At 61.7% G+C, this 17,859-nt stretch carries 17 protein-coding genes and 1 tRNA gene; 12 read left to right on the forward strand and 6 right to left on the reverse strand.

Features of this window, described 5'->3' with window-relative positions; genetic code table 11:
• Positions 1-3 precede the first annotated feature (3 nt).
• Positions 4-525 (forward strand): xanthine phosphoribosyltransferase, encoded by a 522-nt coding sequence (gpt, locus tag V8J82_RS15590; RefSeq protein WP_339976335.1) that lies wholly within the window; start codon positions 4-6, stop codon positions 523-525.
• A 71-nt stretch (positions 526-596) separates the two neighbouring features.
• On the opposite strand, the gene V8J82_RS15595 is transcribed toward gpt, so the two are convergent.
• Genes V8J82_RS15595 through V8J82_RS15610 form a run of 4 tightly spaced genes read right to left on the reverse strand, consistent with a single transcriptional unit; the run spans position 597 to position 4,687 of the window.
• Positions 597-1,925 carry an HlyC/CorC family transporter gene (locus V8J82_RS15595; protein WP_339976337.1) on the reverse strand — a complete coding sequence of 443 codons (1,329 nt, stop codon included), beginning with the start codon at positions 1,923-1,925 and terminating at the stop codon, positions 597-599.
• Between the two features lie 47 nt (positions 1,926-1,972).
• A complete protein-coding gene (locus V8J82_RS15600) occupies positions 1,973-2,917 on the reverse strand; it encodes a tyrosine recombinase (protein WP_339976339.1) in 945 nt (314 codons plus the stop codon).
• Positions 2,918-2,920: 3 nt separating this feature from the next.
• Positions 2,921-4,411, reverse strand: a complete 1,491-nt coding sequence (locus V8J82_RS15605) for a hypothetical protein (protein ID WP_339976341.1) — start codon at positions 4,409-4,411, stop codon at positions 2,921-2,923.
• Between the two features lie 36 nt (positions 4,412-4,447).
• A complete protein-coding gene (locus V8J82_RS15610; protein ID WP_339976343.1) occupies positions 4,448-4,687 on the reverse strand; it encodes a hypothetical protein in 240 nt (79 codons plus the stop codon).
• 42 nt (positions 4,688-4,729) lie between these two features.
• Between V8J82_RS15610 and V8J82_RS15615 the strand changes: the two genes are divergently transcribed.
• The 4 genes from V8J82_RS15615 to V8J82_RS15630 all read left to right on the forward strand — a co-directional run bounded on the left by V8J82_RS15615 (position 4,730) and on the right by V8J82_RS15630 (position 9,566).
• Positions 4,730-5,305 carry a shikimate kinase gene (locus V8J82_RS15615; protein WP_339976345.1) on the forward strand — a complete coding sequence of 192 codons (576 nt, stop codon included), beginning with the start codon at positions 4,730-4,732 and terminating at the stop codon, positions 5,303-5,305.
• On the forward strand, positions 5,302-6,414 hold the full coding sequence (gene aroB / locus V8J82_RS15620; RefSeq protein WP_339976347.1) for a 3-dehydroquinate synthase: 1,113 nt from the start codon (positions 5,302-5,304) through the stop codon (positions 6,412-6,414). The genes V8J82_RS15615 and aroB overlap by 4 nt, the downstream gene beginning before the upstream one ends.
• A 140-nt stretch (positions 6,415-6,554) precedes the next feature.
• Positions 6,555-8,963 (forward strand): GcvT family protein, encoded by a 2,409-nt coding sequence (locus tag V8J82_RS15625; protein WP_339976350.1) that lies wholly within the window; start codon positions 6,555-6,557, stop codon positions 8,961-8,963.
• A 3-nt stretch (positions 8,964-8,966) separates the two neighbouring features.
• Positions 8,967-9,566, forward strand: coding sequence for a nucleotidyltransferase family protein (locus V8J82_RS15630; protein ID WP_339976352.1), 600 nt, complete (start codon positions 8,967-8,969; stop codon positions 9,564-9,566).
• Between the two features lie 450 nt (positions 9,567-10,016).
• Here the strand turns inward: V8J82_RS15630 and V8J82_RS15635 are convergent.
• Positions 10,017-10,101 (reverse strand) — tRNA-Leu (locus tag V8J82_RS15635).
• Positions 10,102-10,283: 182 nt separating this feature from the next.
• Here V8J82_RS15635 and V8J82_RS15640 point away from each other — a divergent pair.
• Both V8J82_RS15640 and V8J82_RS15645 read left to right on the forward strand, forming a co-directional pair.
• Positions 10,284-10,898, forward strand: coding sequence for an exopolysaccharide biosynthesis protein (locus V8J82_RS15640; protein ID WP_339976354.1), 615 nt, complete (start codon positions 10,284-10,286; stop codon positions 10,896-10,898).
• A gap of 7 nt (positions 10,899-10,905) precedes the next feature.
• Positions 10,906-11,376: a disulfide bond formation protein B gene (locus tag V8J82_RS15645; RefSeq protein WP_339976356.1), complete on the forward strand. Its 471-nt coding sequence runs from the start codon at positions 10,906-10,908 to the stop codon at positions 11,374-11,376.
• A gap of 81 nt (positions 11,377-11,457) precedes the next feature.
• Here V8J82_RS15645 and V8J82_RS15650 read toward each other — a convergent pair whose 3' ends face one another.
• Positions 11,458-11,721, reverse strand: coding sequence for an usg protein (locus tag V8J82_RS15650; RefSeq protein WP_339976358.1), 264 nt, complete (start codon positions 11,719-11,721; stop codon positions 11,458-11,460).
• A gap of 200 nt (positions 11,722-11,921) precedes the next feature.
• Between V8J82_RS15650 and gyrA the strand changes: the two genes are divergently transcribed.
• The 5 genes from gyrA to gluQRS all read left to right on the forward strand — a co-directional run bounded on the left by gyrA (position 11,922) and on the right by gluQRS (position 17,822).
• Positions 11,922-14,654, forward strand: coding sequence for a DNA gyrase subunit A (gyrA, locus tag V8J82_RS15655; RefSeq protein WP_339976360.1), 2,733 nt, complete (start codon positions 11,922-11,924; stop codon positions 14,652-14,654).
• Between the two features lie 32 nt (positions 14,655-14,686).
• Complete coding sequence (locus V8J82_RS15660; protein ID WP_339976362.1) at positions 14,687-14,935, forward strand: hypothetical protein; 249 nt, start codon at positions 14,687-14,689, stop codon at positions 14,933-14,935.
• Entirely contained in the window at positions 14,928-15,284 is a 357-nt protein-coding gene (locus tag V8J82_RS15665) for a DoxX family protein (RefSeq protein WP_339976364.1), read from the forward strand. The genes V8J82_RS15660 and V8J82_RS15665 overlap by 8 nt, the downstream gene beginning before the upstream one ends.
• 257 nt (positions 15,285-15,541) lie before the next feature.
• Positions 15,542-16,894 (forward strand): methylenetetrahydrofolate--tRNA-(uracil(54)-C(5))-methyltransferase (FADH(2)-oxidizing) TrmFO, encoded by a 1,353-nt coding sequence (gene trmFO, locus V8J82_RS15670; protein ID WP_339976366.1) that lies wholly within the window; start codon positions 15,542-15,544, stop codon positions 16,892-16,894.
• Positions 16,895-16,925: 31 nt separating this feature from the next.
• Entirely contained in the window at positions 16,926-17,822 is an 897-nt protein-coding gene (gene gluQRS, locus V8J82_RS15675) for a tRNA glutamyl-Q(34) synthetase GluQRS (RefSeq protein WP_339976368.1), read from the forward strand.
• Positions 17,823-17,859: the final 37 nt, after the last annotated feature.

The following is a 17,859-nucleotide window of genomic DNA, read 5'->3' on the forward strand; positions in this document are numbered from 1 at the left end:
GACATGACCACACAACTTCCCCATGAAAAAGGCTTCCACGTGAGCTGGGATCAGATCCATCGCGACGCACGCGCATTGGCCTGGCGGCTCGACAAACGTGGGCCGGGTGAGGATGGCGCCTGGCGGGCCGTGGTCGCGATCACGCGCGGCGGCATGGCGCCTGCGATGATTGTCAGCCGGGAATTGGACATCCGAACTGTCGATACGATCTCTGTGAAATCCTACCATGCGGGCGGTGGCAAAGCCGATCAGCAACGCGATGCGGAGGTACTGAAACACCCTGACGCCGAGTTGATGGGCGACGGGACCGGCGTGTTGGTGATCGACGATCTGGTCGATAGCGGCAAGACGCTGGAATTGGTTCGTGAGCTGTACCCCAACGCCCATTTCGCCACCGTCTATGCCAAGCCCAAGGGGGAACCGATGGTGGATACCTTCATCACCGGGGTCAGCCAGGATACCTGGATCTTCTTTCCCTGGGACATGGCGCTGCAATATGTGGAGCCCTATCGCGGCAAGGACTGAGCGAGGCCGGAAAACGCACGTTCTGCGGGACGGAATGCGTGAGAATTCCGCACCGCTGAGTGGCCCGGTCGTCACAATCGGCGAATCTTGAGCTTCGTCAAGCGGTTGGCCTCGCGCTCTGCCACTTCGAAACGGAAGCCGTGGAACGCGAAGCATTGCCCCGGAACCGGGATCGTCTGTGCTTCATGGATGACCAAGCCCGCCACCGTATTCGCCTCTTCGTCGGGAAGCGCCCAATCGGCGGCGCGGTTCAGATCGCGGATCGTCATGCCGCCATCAATCAGGTAGTTTCCAGCGCCGTCTGGGCGCAGAACCTGCGCGTCTTCAACATCGAATTCATCCGTGATCTCGCCCACGATCTCTTCCAAGATATCTTCCAGCGTGATCAGACCGCGCAGGGCGCCATATTCGTCCACGACCAGCGCAAAATGCGTGTGACGGCGCAGAAACTGCCGCATCTGATCGTCCAGCGTTGTCGTTTCCGGCACGAAATACGGTTTCATCGCCACATCGGCGATGTCGAAGCCCGCCAGTCCGGGCGCATCTTCGCCGCGGGTCAGCCGGTCGATGACGCGCAGCAGGTCCTTGGCGTGGACCACGCCCATGATGTTTTCCTGATCGTCCTTGAACACCGGCAGGCGCGTATGGGGCGATTGCAAAGCCTGGCTCAAAATCTGTTCGGGAGCGGCATCTGCATCGATCATCTCGATGCCGGAGCGGTGCAACATGATCTCTTCCACCGTCCGTTCATGCAGGTCGAGCGCGCCCAGAAGCCGGTCGCGATGCTCTTTCTCGACCGAGCCTTCCTGATGGCCAATGGACAAGGCGCCGATGATCTCTTCCTGAACCGACAGCATGTTGGCGCCCGCTTCGATGCGCAGACCAAACAGCCGCAGCACGCCGCGCACCAATACCCGCACCACGGCAACAACCGGCGCCATGATCGCGATGATCAGCCCGATGGGCCGGGCGATCCGCGCCGCGGCGGTTTCGGCATTGTTGATCGCATAGGTCTTGGGCAGGACCTCGGCAAAGATCAGTACCAGCGCGGTCATCACCAGGGTGGCCAGCGCCACGCCGCCCTCGCCCAATATCGCCGTAAACAAGGCCGTGGCCAGCGAGGTCGCCAGGATATTCACCAGGTTGTTGCCCAGCAGAATGCCGCCAATCAGGCGTTCATTGTCTTCCTTCAGGTCCAGTGCCCGTTGCGCACCGCGCGATCCCCAATCGCCCTTATCGGCCATCGAGCGCAGTTTCCCGCGCGAGGCCGCGGTCAGCGCCGTTTCAGAGCCTGAGAAAAAGCCGGAGCAGACCAGCAGCAACGCAATGACGCCTGCAATGATCCAGGTGGTCGGGTCGGCGAGTGCGCTGGGTTCGGGAAGCGGAAGATCGTTGTCCATGGGCGGGTTATGGGGGCGGCGCAGGCGTGGTTCAAGGGCACAGACGGTTAGTCGTCGCGCGCCAGGGGGTGGTTTTGCAGAACCAGATCGCGCAACCGCTCATCCAGGATATGAGTGTAGATCTCGGTCGTGGCGATGTCGGCATGGCCCAAAAGCGTCTGGATCGCGCGCAGATCGGCGCCGTTTTGCAGCAGATGCGTTGCAAATGCGTGGCGTAAGGTATGTGGTGTCACGCTGGCCGGATCGATGCCGGCCGACAGGCTCAGATCCTTGATTAGGGTGAAAAACCGCACCCGGGTCAGGTGCCCGGATTTCCCGCGCGAGGGGAAGGCGAAGCTGGAAGGCTTGGTGCCTGTTTCGGCTTGGGCAACCTCCTCGGCCTTATCGCGATGGCTTAGCCAGGCGGCGATCGCGTCCCGGGCGGGCGGCGACAGCGGCACGATGCGTTCCTTGCCGCCCTTCCCCTTCACCAACAGCATCTGCGGATCGCCGCGCAACGCCGCCACAGGCAGCGAGACCAACTCGGTCACCCGCAAGCCCGTCGCATAGAGGATCTGCATCAGGCAATGGTTGCGCAGGCGCTCGCCGGGATTGCGCCCGTGATGCGCGGCAGCAATCAGCAACGCATCCACTTGCTCAAGGCTTAGCGTCTTGGGCAAACGGCGCGCCCGGCCCGGCCCGGTGATCTGAAGAACCGGATTGTCGCCGCGCCAGCCTTCTTCAAAGGCAAACCGATAAAGCTGTTTCAGCGAGGACAGGCGCCGCGCGCGGGTGGCTTTGGCCAATCCTTCCGCCTCAAGCCCCGCCAGATAATCCTCGAATGCAGCGCGATCCGCAGTGGCAAAGCGGCGCCCCTTGCGCCCTAGCCACGCCATCGCATCCTTCAAATCGCGTCCATAGGCCAACAGGGTATTCGTCGCAGCGCCTTGTTCGGCGGCGGCCGCATCCAGATACAGCGAGATCCAGGCGCTATCCGTGCTGGGACCGGCCATGCGCTAGGCCTCGAGCAACAGCAGTTGCAAAGCGGAGCGGCGCGCCACATCTTCCAGCCCCACCGCGCGCAGCAAGATAAGCGCATCGGCCAGATCGTCGCCATCCCCGCGCCCCTCAGCCAAGACCAGCGCGGCGCGCAACAGCGCTTCGCCCAGGCGATTCTCCTCAAGATACAAGCTGTAGCGATGGGCTGGCGGATCGGAGGAAAACGCGCTGGCAATGGCGTTTTGCAGCAGATCGGCCCCCGCCGGGGGCGTGGCGGGCACACCTCGGGCAATGTCAAAGGCAAAGGCCTCCGCCGGATCCTGCGCAATCGCGGATTGCGCCACCTCTTCGTAGATCGGCGACAAGAGCCCCACACGCCGCGCCAAGATCCCGGCACGCCCTGTCAACGGCAGGCGCAGCAGGCGGTCTGCATAGATCTCGGCAAATGCCACCTCCAGCCCCGCTTCCTCCATCGCGGTCCAGGCGGGGCCCAGTCGCGCACTGGTTTCAGCCGGATCGCCGGCCAGCAACGCGGCGTCAAAGGCCTGCAACGCCCCAACGCGATCCCATACCGCGCCCGAGGCCGAAGGGGTCTGCGCCGTGTAGATCGCCAGCCATTGCTGAGGCGCGATGGCGCCCGACCGGGTCAACCGTTCCGCGGCATCCAATTGCGCCCGCCACCCGGCCAGGACGTTTAGATCGGCGTGCACAAAAGCCAATGGCAGGCCGGACGCATCGGGCCGTTCGGCAATCGCCATCCGCATCTGGAATTCCAGCGGCGTGAGGTTGGTATCGGGGGGCAAAGGCGGCTCGCCTTCAAACAATTCGGGGTCGAGGAACCGCGCGATCAGATCGGCCTCGTCCTCGGTGATGCGCCCAAGAACTTCGCCGGTATCCAGCGACAATGCCGCCGCCGACCAATCGCCGCCGCGTGCAAGACAAAAGATCCGCGCCGGGAAGGTCGGGGCGATATCGGGGTTGGCATTCATCACCGCACAGGCCCGCTGCCCATGGCCCGTCAGCAGCGAGACATCGAAAAAGCGCCGGAACACCGACGGCTCGGTCGGGCCGGCACGCTCCATCAACGCCTGGGCCGGATCCAGCGCCCCGCGATCCAGAAGCATGTCCAATCGCGCCAAAAACAGCTCGGACCCTTCCGGCGGCGCATCCCTCGGCGGGTCAAGCTCCGCCAAGGCCAAACGCTGGGTAAAGCTCTGCATCGCAGGCAGGCCCACGATTGGTTGCGCGCGCATCAACCGCGCCAGATCCTCGGTCCGCGACGTCCCCCAAAGGCCCGCCGGAAGACCCGTGATCGTGTTGGGCAGCAGGCCAACCGCATCCAATTGCACCGCATCCAGGGGCAGCACCGTGATTTCGGGAACGGACGCATCGGTCGCCACATTGGCATGGGGGCGTGTGATCGTATCCGACAGCCAGGCAGGCTCGCCCAAGGGTGGCAAGTCCGCCACGCCATTCTGAGCCCAGACGGGTCCCGCGGCGATCAGCACGCATCCAATCAGGCAAGGGATCCGCGCAAACATACCCTAGTCCAGATCCAGGTCGATCGGCTGCGTCACATTCTGTACCTCCGGCTGCAAAAAGCCCGAATAGGCATAGCCCAAAAGCGCGACAAAACCCAGAAAGGCCAGAAAGACCAAAATGATAAGGATGCGCCCCATGCCCGTGTCCCGCTTACCCGTTTCCAGTGTCCGGCGCCCCAGCGCTGCCCCGGTTACGTCACGGTGTTCGGCGTTTGCCGCCGCGACCAATTGCATATAAGCCATGGTCGGCGAGATGTCGCCAGCCAGGGGGATAATTTTTCAAAGATGGGCGAAAGCGCGCCACAGCTTTCCGAGACCTTGACCCGCAGCGTTGTGCTGATCGGGATGATGGGCGCCGGAAAAACCGCGATCGGCAAATCGCTGGCCACCACGCTTGACGTGCCGATCCGCGATTCCGATGCCGAAATCGTGCAATCCTCGCAATTGACCGTCGCCGAGATTTTCGAACGCTATGGCGAGCCGTTCTTTCGCGAGAAAGAGGGGCAAGTGATCGCGCGCCTGTTGGATGGACCACCCTGCATTCTGTCGACCGGCGGCGGGGCCTGGATGACCGAGGCCAACCGTGACCTGCTGACGGCGCGTGCAGCGGTGGTTTGGCTGGAGGCGGATCTTGAGCTACTTTGGAACCGCGTGCGCCATAAATCTCACCGCCCGCTTCTGCGCACCGACGACCCGAAAGCGACCTTGGCCGCACTTCTGGACCAACGCGGGCCGGTCTACGCACTGGCCCCCGAAAAGGTCCATGTCGCCCCAGATTGGTCGATTGATCAGACAGCTGCGGCCGTGTTGGAGATCTTACGCAAAACCGGCACCATCCGCCCGAAAGTAAGCCAGACATGACAGATATCGTTCACGTTCCCCTGGGCGACCGCGCCTATGACGTTGTGATCGGCCCCGGCCTCGTGAAAGCGGCAGATCGCCATGTGCAGCCCTTTCTGGCACGGCCAAAGGTCTGGATCGTGACCGAGCGGAACGTGGCCGCCCTGCATCTCGACACGTTACAGGGCGCGCTGTCCGGCGGCGGTATCGCCTCGGAGGCTTTGGTGTTGGAGCCCGGCGAGGCCACCAAGAACTGGGACAATCTACAACACGTAGCCGATTGGTTGCTGTCCGAGAAAGTCGAACGGCGCGATATCGTGATCGCGTTTGGCGGCGGTGTGATCGGTGATCTGGTGGGCTTTGCCGCCGCGATCCATCGCCGTGGCATCCGGTTCGTGCAGATCCCAACCTCTCTGCTGGCGCAGGTCGACAGTTCGGTGGGCGGCAAGACCGGGATCAACACCGCCCATGGCAAGAACCTGATCGGGGCCTTTCATCAACCCGCATTGGTGCTGGCCGATATCGCGGTTCTGGGCACGCTGACCCCGCGCGATTTCCGCGCAGGATATGGTGAGGTCGCGAAATACGGGCTGTTAGGGGATGCGGATTTCTTCGCCTGGCTCGAAGCCAACGGCCCTGCCCTGGCGGCGGGCGATCTGGACCTGAGGCAAGAGGCCGTGCGCCGCTCGGTCCAGATGAAGGCCGATATTGTCGTGCGGGATGAGACCGAGCAAGGCGACCGGGCGCTTTTGAACCTTGGCCATACCTTTTGCCATGCGCTGGAGGCGGCGACTGGCTATTCCGACCGCCTGCTGCATGGCGAGGGCGTGGCCATCGGTTGTGCGCTGGCCTTTGAGTTGTCCGCGCGGCTGGGCCTGTGCCCGCAAGAAGATCCAAGCCGCGTCCGCGCGCACCTGGCTGACATGCAGATGTTGCGCGATCTCAGAGACATAAAGGGCGATCTTCCCGACGCGCACACGCTTCTGGATCTCATGGGGCAGGACAAGAAGGTCATCGATGGCCAGTTGCGGTTTATTCTGGCACGCGGCATCGGCGCGGCCTTCGTGACCTCAGACGTCCCGCGCGATCAGGTCCGCAACCTCCTGTCCGAGCAACTCGCCGACCGCTGACGCTTCGCGCGCAGAAAACCGCGTTTTTCGTCTCGGATTTCGTGCGAAATCCGGGTCCGCGCCGACCTGATATGTCGCATTCGGACTTGCCGCACACAAAACCCCATCGTCACATGGCGCAAAACGACAGGAGTTGCCCCATGACGACCCAGACCCGCGTATGTATCATTGGTGGCGGCGTGGTGGGCTGCTCGGTTGCCTACCACCTCACCAAGCTTGGCTGGTCCGATGTGCTGCTGCTGGAACGCTCCGAACTCACTTCGGGCTCCACCTGGCACGCCGCGGGCGGGTTTCACACCCTGAACGGCGATACGAATATGGCCGCTTTGCAGGGCTACACGATCCGGCTTTACGAGGAATTGGAAGAGCTTACGGGCATGTCTTGCGGTCTGCATCATGTGGGCGGCGTCACCCTGGCCGATACACCCGAACGGCTGGATATGCTGAAAGCCGAACGCGCCAAGCACCGGTTCATGGGCCTTGAGACAGAGATCATTGGCCCCGATGATATCAAGGCGCTCTCACCGATCACCAATACCGAGAATGTGTTGGGCGCGCTTTACGATCCGCTCGACGGTCACCTTGACCCATCGGGCACAACCCATGCCTATGCCAAGGCTGCGCGGATGGGTGGCGCCGATATTCGCACTCATACCAAAGTGTTGGAGACCAACCCTCAACCCGATGGAAGTTGGGAGATTGTCACCGATCAAGGCACAATCCATGCCGAACATGTGGTGAATGCCGCGGGTCTTTGGGCCCGCGAAGTGGCGGCGATGGCAGGCTATTATCTGCCGCTTCACCCGATGGAGCACCAATACCTCGTCACGGAAGAAACACCCGAAATCTACGAACGCGAGAGCGAGCATCCGCATATCGTGGACCCGGCAGGCGAAAGCTATCTGCGACAGGAAGGTCGCGGGCTATGTATCGGATTTTACGAGAAAACTTGCCGCCCCTGGGCCGTTGACGGCACGCCTTGGGAGTTTGGGCACGAGCTGCTGCCCGACGATTTCGACAAGATCGAGGACAGCATCGCATTTGCCTATCGCCGTTTCCCGGTTCTGGAACGCGCGGGGATCAAATCGGTGATCCACGGGCCCTTCACCTTCGCGCCGGACGGCAACCCCTTGGTCGGCCCGGTGCCCGGCCTACGCAACTACTGGTCGGCCTGTGGCGTGATGGCCGGGTTCAGCCAAGGCGGCGGCGTCGGTTTGAGCCTGGCGCAATGGATGATCCATGGCGAGGCCGAGCGCGATGTCATGGCGATGGATGTCGCGCGGTTCGGGCGCATCATCACGCCCGCCTATACCCTGCCCAAGGTCATCGAAAACTATCAGACGCGGTTTTCCGTAGTGTACCCGAACGAAGAACTGCCCGCCGCCCGCCCGTTTCGCACCACAGCAATGTATGACGTCTTTGACCAGATGGGCGCCGTCTGGGGACAGCAATACGGGTTGGAAGTGCCAAATTACTTCGCTGCACCCGGCGAGGCGCGATATGAGACGCCATCCTTCCGCCGCTCAAACGCGTTCGAGGCCACCGCACGCGAGGTTGCGGCGGTGCGCGGCGCCGTCGGCATCAACGAGGTCCAGAACTTCGGGAAGTATAACGTGCGCGGCGCTGGCGCGCGGGCTTGGCTGGACAGGTTGATGGCGGGCCGCATTCCACCGCCAGGCCGCCTGTCGCTTAGCCCGATGCTATCCCCCAGCGGTAAGATTATCGGCGACTTTACGATCACGTGCTTAAAGGATGACCATTTTCAGCTGACTGGATCCTATGGCGCCCAAGACTACCACAAGCGTTGGTTCCAGCAGAATTTGGATGATGGTGTTGTGCTCGACAACGTCTCTGACCGACGCACCGGATTTCAGATCGCCGGACCAAAGGCGCGCGCGGTGCTCCAAGCGGTCACGCGCGAGGATGTCAGCGACTTGGCGTTCCTGCAGGTCCGACAACTGACAATCGGACACTCCACCGCCATCGTGCAACGTGTCAGCTATACCGGCGATCTCGGATACGAGATCTACGTGGATGCGATGGAGCAACGCGCGCTTTGGGATGTGCTTTGGGCCGCCGGTCAACCTCAGGGAATGAAGCCCTTTGGAATGCGTGCGATGATGTCGCTGCGCCTGGACAAGTTTTTCGGCTCTTGGATGCGGGAATACTCACCGGATTATACACCCGCCGAAACTGGGCTCGACCGCTTTATCGCTTGGAAAAAGAACATGGATTTCATTGGCCGCGCAGCCGTCGAAGCGGAGCGTAGTGCGCCGCCCGAACGGCTATTGGCCGCCTTTGAGGTCGATGCCCATGATGCCGATGTGGTGGCTTATGAGCCGATCTGGATCGATGGTGCTGTGCAGGGCTTTTGCACCTCGGGCGGCTATTCGCACCATGCGCAGAAAAGTGTCGCCTTGGGGTTTGTCCCGCGTGATCAGGCCGTCGACGGGCGCGCGGTTCAAATCGAGATCCTGGGGCAGATGCGCGATGCCACGTTGATCACCACGCCTTTATTCGATGCAGACAATACACGAATGCGCGGTTAATCAATGGCTTATCAAGCGACATTGATCTTGCTGGCGGCCGGCGAGTCGACCCGGATGCGCGGCGCAGACAAATTGCTGGAACACGTGGACGGCCTGCCGCTGCTTCGGCTGATGGCGCAACGCTGCGCCAAGGCCGGATCCACGCGCGTTGTGCTTGGGCCGGATCAGAGCAAGCGTCTGGCGGCGCTGGATGATCTGGATGTCGAGGTGATCACGGCCACAGATGATGACGGTATGGCAGCCTCTATCAGGGCCGGTATCGCAGGGCTTAAAAATCAGGCCGTGATGATCGTGCTCGCCGATATGCCTGACATCCGCGCGGCCGATTTGCATCTGCTGCTCGGGCTACACAGCCAAGGCGTAGCGCCGATTGTACAAGCCGCGAGCGCCGATGGCGAACCGGGACAACCCGTTGTCTTCGGGTCAAAATACCTGAAACAGCTTGCGACGCTGCACGGCGATCACGGAGCGAAGTCGATCCTAAAAGCCCATGCGCGGCAGGTGGCGTTGATCCCTCTGGACGGAGCGCGCGCACGCGTCGATTTGGACACGCCGGAGGATTGGGCGGCGTGGCGCCAATCACGCGCAGGGCAGTCAAACTGAAATCCACAGACCTCACACCTCGTACATCGCCTTTTCGACATGGGTGAAGCGGCTGCAATCGGACGACCCCACCCCCAATTCGGCCACAAAGTGACCGGGGATCGCCCGAAAGCTGAGGGCGGCGCGGTGACACGAACCGCGCGACGCGTCCTCAGAGTTGCAGCAATGCCGCTTTATGACGCTCCGCGATCGATGCCGTAGGGACGCCGAGCCGAGCTGGCTGAACCATCGAATCGCATCATATGGCGCCTATGGAATACATGTATACCGAAGTAGGCTTAAAACACATCACCTGAATTCACCATCCCCGTGAAACCTAGGCGGCTAATTGATTGCTCACGCGAGTCACCCCAAGAACATGTCGCGCAATGACCCACGAGCTCATGACCCGCAGGCGCCACCCTGATAGCCACTGCGCGTCTCTATTCGGTGAGATTATATCGATTGGGCTGGTACCCGAGGTCGGACTCGAACCGACAAGCCTTGCGGCGGGGGATTTTGAATCCCCTGCGTCTACCAATTCCGCCACTCGGGCCCAGGCGTGTGAGATAGCGAAGGCGCCACATCTCGTCCAGCCCAAATATATCGACCGACCGAATGGTGACACCGCTGCCGGTGCCGATCCGCCGCATGCTGGTGAGCGTGCTTCGGATTTGCTAGGCGGGGCCGGTGATTCAGGTGCAACAACCGGGTCCAGAACGCATAGGAGGCACGGGTATGACGGCACACCCCAACGAGGCAATGGCGATTTCGCACAGGCTTTCCCAATTGGCGGAAGACGCCGATGGGGATGCGGTCTCACTGGACTGGATTTTGACGCAGCTCCATGAACGGGCGTTCGGCTTGTTTCTTCTGGTGCTTGCGCTGCCCTGCTGCATCCCGTTTCTGTACGGTGTCCCGCAGATCGTCGCCCTGCCGCTGATGTTCGTGTCGGGGCAGATCCTGTTGGGGCGCAAAGCGCCGTGGCTGCCGAAAAAACTGGGCGCGCGAACGGTATCAAAGGAGGGGTTGGAGAACCTTGCGCGGCGCGCGAGACCGTGGCTGCGCCGGATCGAAGCGGTCAGCCGCCCGCGACTTGTGGCCTTGACGCGCGCGCCTTTGGATCAGGTTATGGGCGCCGCATTGGTGTTGTTCAGCGCATCGATTTTGGTGCCCCTGCCCGGCACAAATACGGTCCCGGGTTTCGCGGTCGTCATCGTGTCGATGGGCCTGTTGCAACGGGATGGCATTCTTGTCGTTGTCGGTGCGATGCTTGGCACGGCGTGGATCGCATCGCTGATCTTTGCCGGAGCGACATTGGCGAGCTTGATCAAGACGTGGCTTGGGTTGTGAGGAACATATGAAACGGAGCCATCTGATTGGCCTGGCGGGTCTTGGATCCCTGGCATTGTTCCTGGCGGCGCTGGCCTTCGAGTATATCGGCGAATTGCTGCCCTGCGCGCTGTGCCTGTGGCAGCGCTGGCCGCACCGGGTAGCGATTGTACTTGCGCTGATCGGCGTTGTGTTTCCGCGGGCGGTGATTGCGTGGCTTGGGGCTGCATCAATGCTGGTCAATGCCGGGATATCGCTGATGCATACGGGCGTGGAGCGCGCCTGGTGGGATGGTCCACAGGTCTGTGGCGCATCGGCGGCGCAAGATCTGGGTAGCCTGTCAGTGGAAGACCTGTTCGACACGACCAGTGGGCCGCAACTGATCCTCTGCAACGAGGCGGCATGGCATTTCCTGGGGCTCAGCATGGCGAGCTGGAACGGCCTCGCCTGCCTTGTGCTGGCGGCGATCTGGATTGCCGCCGCGCGCCGACCTGCCTGACAAGCGCCCAAGCTCAGCCGGGGCCGTAAAACCACGTTTTCCGTGACGGAATTCGTGAGAATGTCGCGCCCCGCCCGGTGGCTAGTGCAGTGAAAACTCACCCGTCACATTGCGCCATTCACCCGGCGTGATCTCTTGTCGGTGGGTAAAACGAACGCTGTGCAGAGGTCCATCGATCTTATCTCGCCAAAACTCGATGAACTCAAACAGCTTGGGATAATCCGGCGCCAGATCGTAATCCTGCCAGACGAACGTATTCAAAACACTCCGATAATCGGGCATCCGGTAGATCATCTCTGCGGTCGTCAGCCCGTATCCTTTTAACATCAGCTCGGTCTCAGTCATGTGCGGCACCTTCTTTAAGGGTTGCCTCCCGTCCGCTATCATCTTGCCGCAAAAATCTTAACATACAACAAAAACAGTGTGTTAGCAGTCGCATCGGACCGGTGCCACTGAGATGCGCATAGGCATTGAACCCAATATCCCGTGGCGGTATAGTTGTGACAAACAAAATATAGCGTTGTACACAGCGAACAGGCGGACACGTGACGGACACCCCAGAACCCCCTGAAATGACTGGAGAAACCCCTCCTGAGCGGCCAGAATATTCCGGCCCCTCGATCGACATTTCTGCAGAGATGAAGACCAGCTTCATCGACTATGCCATGTCGGTCATCATTTCCCGCGCGATCCCGGATCTGCGCGACGGCTTGAAGCCTGTGCACCGACGCATCCTGTTCGCCATGCACGAGACGGGCAATACCCACGAAAAATCCTACCGCAAATCGGCGCGGCCGGTGGGCGACGTGATGGGCCAATACCACCCCCATGGCGATTCCGCGATTTACGACGCGCTGGTGCGGATGGCGCAGGACTTTTCGATGAGCCTGCCGCTTCTGGATGGGCAAGGCAATTTCGGCTCCATGGATGGCGATAATCCCGCCGCAATGCGCTACACGGAAGTGCGCATGGACGCCCCGGCCGCCTTTCTTCTGGCGGATATCGACAAGGACACCGTCGATTTCGTCGACAATTACGACGGCAAACAGCAAGAGCCTTCGGTTTTGCCCGCCCGCTTTCCCAATATGCTGGTCAACGGCGCGGGCGGCATCGCGGTTGGGATGGCGACCAATATCCCACCGCACAATCTGGGCGAGGTGATCGACGCATGTCAGGCCTTGATCACAAATCCGGACCTGTCATCTGAGGAACTGATCGATTACGTCCCTGCCCCCGATTTCCCGACTGGCGGGATCATCCTGGGCCGGTCTGGCGCGCGGAAAGCCTATTTGGAGGGCCGCGGCAGCGTCATCATCCGCGCCAAGACCCATACCGAAGAAATCCGCAAAGATCGCTACGCCATCGTCATCGACGAGATCCCTTATCAGGTGAACAAGGCCACCATGATCGAGCGGATCGCCGAATTGGTCCGCGAGAAGAAAGTCGACGGGATCAGTGGCGTCGCCGACGAATCCGACCGGATCGGAGTGCGGGTGGTCATTGAGCTGAAACGCGATGCGACGCCGGAAGTGGTCTTGAACCAACTCTTCCGCTTCACCCAGATGCAGACAAGCTTTGGCTGCAACATGCTGGCCCTGAATGGAGGCCGGCCCGAGCAATTGACGCTGCGTGGTTTCCTGACCGCCTTCCTGGATTTCCGTGAAGAGGTCGTGGCCCGCCGCACCGCGTTCGAGCTGCGCAAGGCCCGTGACCGCGCCCATGTGCTCTGCGGTCTGGCTGTGGCTGTTAGCAACGTGGATGAAGTTGTCCGCACCATCCGGGCCTCCGCCGATGCCGCAGAGGCCCGCGCGAAATTGATGGAGCGACGCTGGCCCGCCGCAGAAATCCTGCCCTTCATCGCCCTGATCGATGATCCGACCCATACCGCCAACGACGATGGCACCTACAACCTGTCCGAGATCCAGGCCCGCGCGATCCTGGAATTGCGCCTGCAACGCTTGACGCAGATCGGTGTCAAAGAGGTCACGGACGAGTTGGAAGAACTCGCGGGCAAGATCAAGGAATACCTGGCCATCCTCGCTTCGCGCGAGCGCATCCTTCAGATTATCTCTGACGAATTGGCAGAGGTCCGCGAGAAATTCGCCATCGACCGGCGCACCGAGATTGTCGATTGGTCCGGTGATATGGAAGACGAGGACCTGATCGAGCGCGAAGATATGGTCGTGACGATCACCCAAGGCGGTTACATCAAGCGCACGCCCTTGGCCGATTTCCGCGCCCAGAAGCGTGGCGGCAAGGGCCTAAGCGGCGGCTCTATGAAAGACGACGACGTCGTCACGTCGCTCTTCGTGGCCAACACCCATACGCCGCTTTTGTTCTTCACCACTTCGGGCATGGTCTACAAGCTGAAGACCTGGCGCCTGCCGCAAGGCAGCCGCTCCAGCCGTGGCAAGGCCATCGTAAACATCCTGCCCATCGAGATCGGCACCGGGATTGCGGCGATCATGCCCGTGGATCGCGACGAAGACGATTGGGGAGACCTGCAGGTGGTGTTCTGCACCGATCACGGCACCGTTCGCCGCAATGCGCTGAGCGATTTTGCCAATGTCATGCGCAACGGCAAGATTGCCATGAAGTTCGAGGGCGAAAGCGAAGGCTGGAAGATGATCAATGCCCGCATCGCGTCAAATAATGACGATGTGATGCTGGTTACGAAGCTGGGTCGGGCGATCCGGTTCCCGGCCACCGATGTGCGCGTGTTCAACAGCCGCGCCTCCACCGGTGTGCGCGGCGTGAGGCTCGCCAATGGCGATGAGGTCGTTTCGATGTCGATCATCCGGCATTTCGAGGCCGACCCGCAGGAGCGCGCCGCCTATCTCAAACAGCGCCGTCTGATGGCCGGTGTCACCGAAGAGCCCGAGGCCGAAGAAGATGACGTGCCCGCAGGTGACCTGTCGCCCGAACGCTACGCCGAGATGTCGGCTGCGGAGGATCTGATCCTGACGATCACCTCGGGCGGGTCGGGCAAGCTGTCTTCGTCCCACGACTACCCCGTGCGCGGCCGCGGCGGTCAGGGTGTGATGGCCATCGACAAGGCGATGCGCGGCGGCAATCTGGTGGCCTCGTTCCCCGTGGATCTCGATGACCAGATCATGCTGGCCACGTCGACAGGCCAATCGATCCGCGTGCCGATCGATGGCATTTCCTTCCGGTCCCGATCCGCCGGCGGCGTGCGCGTCTTTAATACCGGCAAGGGCGAAGAGGTCGTCTCCGTCGCCTATATTGCCGATCAGGCCGAGGAGGATGGCGAGGACTGACGATCACTTTAGTTATTTGAGAAGGACAGCCGATGGATACGTCGAATATCATAACGATCTTTTCAGTCGGACTGCTCGTGTATTTTGTCATTCACGTGTTCCAATCCCGACGCGCCAATACAACCATGGATCGCGCGAGCGCGGCCCAAGAAAAGCAGGCTGAGGACGCTCGCGCTATGCAAGTAGAGCATCTTACCTTGATGAAGGCCTCAATAGCGTCGCATAAGCAACAAGCCGAAGCGCTGGAACGGATCGCGACCGCGTTGGAGCGCCGTGGCTGATCTATTGGCGCTGGCGGGGCGGCTGCTGCTCGCGGCGCTCCTGCTGGCAGGCACGGCGCAGAAACTGGCCTCCCCGGAAGAGGCGCAGGCGCTTCTCTCACTGGCCGCCCTGCCCGGCTGGCTGATCTGGCCCGCCGCTCTGTTCACCCTGATCGCCGGTCTCGGCCTGACGCTTGGGATCGCCACCCGCCCCCTGGCGCTTCTGGCCGCCGCCTATTGCGCGATCACCAGCATTTTCCACGTCTTGCTGGATGATCCCTGGCAAATGAGTATCGCATTCAAGAACTGGACCATCGCAGGCGGCTATTTGATGCTGGCCGCCCATGGCCCGGGCCGCTTCGCCGTGTGAGTCGGGGCGCCGGGTCAAGGATCGTAGACCGCCATTGGCGGCGCCGCAGGCATCCTTGAGGCGGCGCACGACTCGCCGATCCACACTCGACCTGGCCTGTTTGCAGGCACACGCCACAGCAAACGGCCTCCCCAACACAAACCCACCTCCAAAACCCACCAGCCACCCGATCAAACGGGCTCACAGTTCCGCCGCCGCCAGAAAACGCGTAAAGCGAATGCTTTTCCTTTGGATCGGAAGTCTCTACATCCCCTTCCATGACCAAACTCACAATCATTGGCGGCGGGATGGCCGGGTCCGAGGCCGCGTGGCAGGCCGCGCAAGCGGGACAGCCCGTGCGCCTGATCGAAATGCGGCCCCAGGTGGAAACCTTCGCCCATCGCACCGGCCACCTGGCTGAGATGGTGTGCTCAAACTCTTTCCGATCCGACGATGACGAACAAAACGCCGTCGGTCTGCTCCATTGGGAAATGCGCGCGGCGAGCTCCCTGATCATGGAAATGGCGGATGCGCACAAACTGCCCGCGGGTGGCGCGCTGGCCGTCGACCGCGACGCCTTCGCCGAAGCGGTAACCGCGCGCCTCACAGCCCATCCGTTGATCGAGATCGAAGCGGGCGAAATCACCGCCCTGCCCGAAAGCGGCCCCACGATCATCGCGACAGGCCCGCTGACCGGCGGTGCCCTCGCCCGGGCCATCGCCGAGGAAGCGGGCCAAGACAGCCTCGCCTTTTTCGACGCCATCGCCCCCATCGTCTATGCCGACAGCATCGATATGGACGTCGCCTGGCGCCAATCACGATACGACAAGGGCGACACGCTTGAAGAACGTGAGGCCTATATCAACTGTCCGATGACGAAGGACCAGTACGAGGCCTTCATCGACGCGCTGCTGGCCGCCGACAAGACGGAGTTCAAAGAAGGCGAGACCGCGACCTATTTCGACGGCTGCCTGCCCATCGAAGTGATGGCCGAACGGGGCCGCGAGACACTACGCCACGGCCCGATGAAACCTGTCGGCCTGACCAATCCGCACGATCCGCAGACCAAGGCCTGGGCGGTCGTTCAATTGCGCCGCGACAACGCACTCGGCACGCTCTACAATATCGTCGGGTTCCAGACAAAGATGAAGTACGGTGCACAAACCTCTGTTTTTAAAAAGATTCCTGGCTTGGAGAACGCCTCTTTCGCACGGCTTGGCGGGATACATCGCAACACATTCATCAATTCGCCGACGCTTCTGGACGACCAAATGCGTCTGCGCTCCAAACCCCATATCCGCTTCGCAGGACAAATCACGGGCGTTGAGGGCTACGTGGAATCCGCTGCCATGGGTCTGCTGGCCGGTCGCTTGGCCAGCGCAGAACTGCGTGGAGAGGCTCTGCCCGAAATCCCTCACGTCACTGCCATGGGCGCGCTTGTCACCCACATCACCGGCGGCGCCGAGGCCAAGACCTTCCAGCCGATGAACGTGAATTTCGGCCTCTTCCCTCCGGTCGAGGGTCTAAAAGGCGGGCGTCGTGGCCGCAAAGACCGCTACAAAGCTTATACCGACCGCGCCAAGGCCGCCTGGTCGGACTGGATCGCGCCGGGTTTGAAAGCAGCGCAATAGCGATGATGCGCCCGACCGCCAGCCGCCCGAGGTGATTACCCGCTTCGCCCCATCTCCGACCGGCCCCCTGCATCTGGGCCATGCCTATTCGGCGCTGCTGGCCCATGACATGGCGCGCGAGGCCAACGGCACCTTTCTCCTGCGGATCGAAGATATCGATCGCCAGCGGTCGAAACCCCACTGGGAGGCGCAGATTTGCAACGATCTGGCCTGGCTCGGCATCACCTGGGATGCAGCGCCGATGCGCCAATCCGATCGCCTGCCCGCCTACCGCGCGGCGTTGGAGCAGCTTTGGCGAGACGACCTGCTGTTCCCCTGCACCTGCAACCGCCGCGATATCCTCGTCGCCTCCGCCGCCCCCCATGAAGGCGAGCCTCCAATGGGACCCGACGGCGTCATCTATCCCGGCACTTGCCGCCGCCAATATCCAAGCGCGGGGCGCAGCCCAGCCAACGATCCGCTTCCTGACGCAACCATTCTACGCCTCGATATGGAGCGGGCGGCACATTCGGCCAAGGATGGGCGGATCACACAAGCCGGTCTAGAACGCTTTGCCGGTTTCACTGAAACAGCCGCCCCGATGCGGGGCCTCATCGAGTTTACCGACCGCCAGATCAGAGATGGCATCGGCGACATCGTATTATCCCGCCGCGACTTTCTGGGCTCGTATCATCTCAGCGTCGTGCTCGACGACGCCGCCCAAGGCATCACCCACGTGATCCGCGGCGAAGACCTGTTCGAAGCGACCAAGATCCACGTTATCCTGCAACGTCTGCTGGACCTGCCCACGCCCATCTACCACCACCATCGCCTGATCCGTGACGAACATGGCAAGCGTCTGGCCAAACGCGACGATGCGCGCGCGCTTGCCACTTACCGTGCCGAGGGCGCCACACCTCACGAGATCCGAAACCTGGTCGGGCTCTAGCGGCCTCTTCCAATGGCCGCAAATACCCCGGGGGCGT

This window comes from Gymnodinialimonas mytili (genome assembly GCF_037544085.1).
GTDB lineage: Bacteria > Pseudomonadota > Alphaproteobacteria > Rhodobacterales > Rhodobacteraceae > Gymnodinialimonas > Gymnodinialimonas mytili.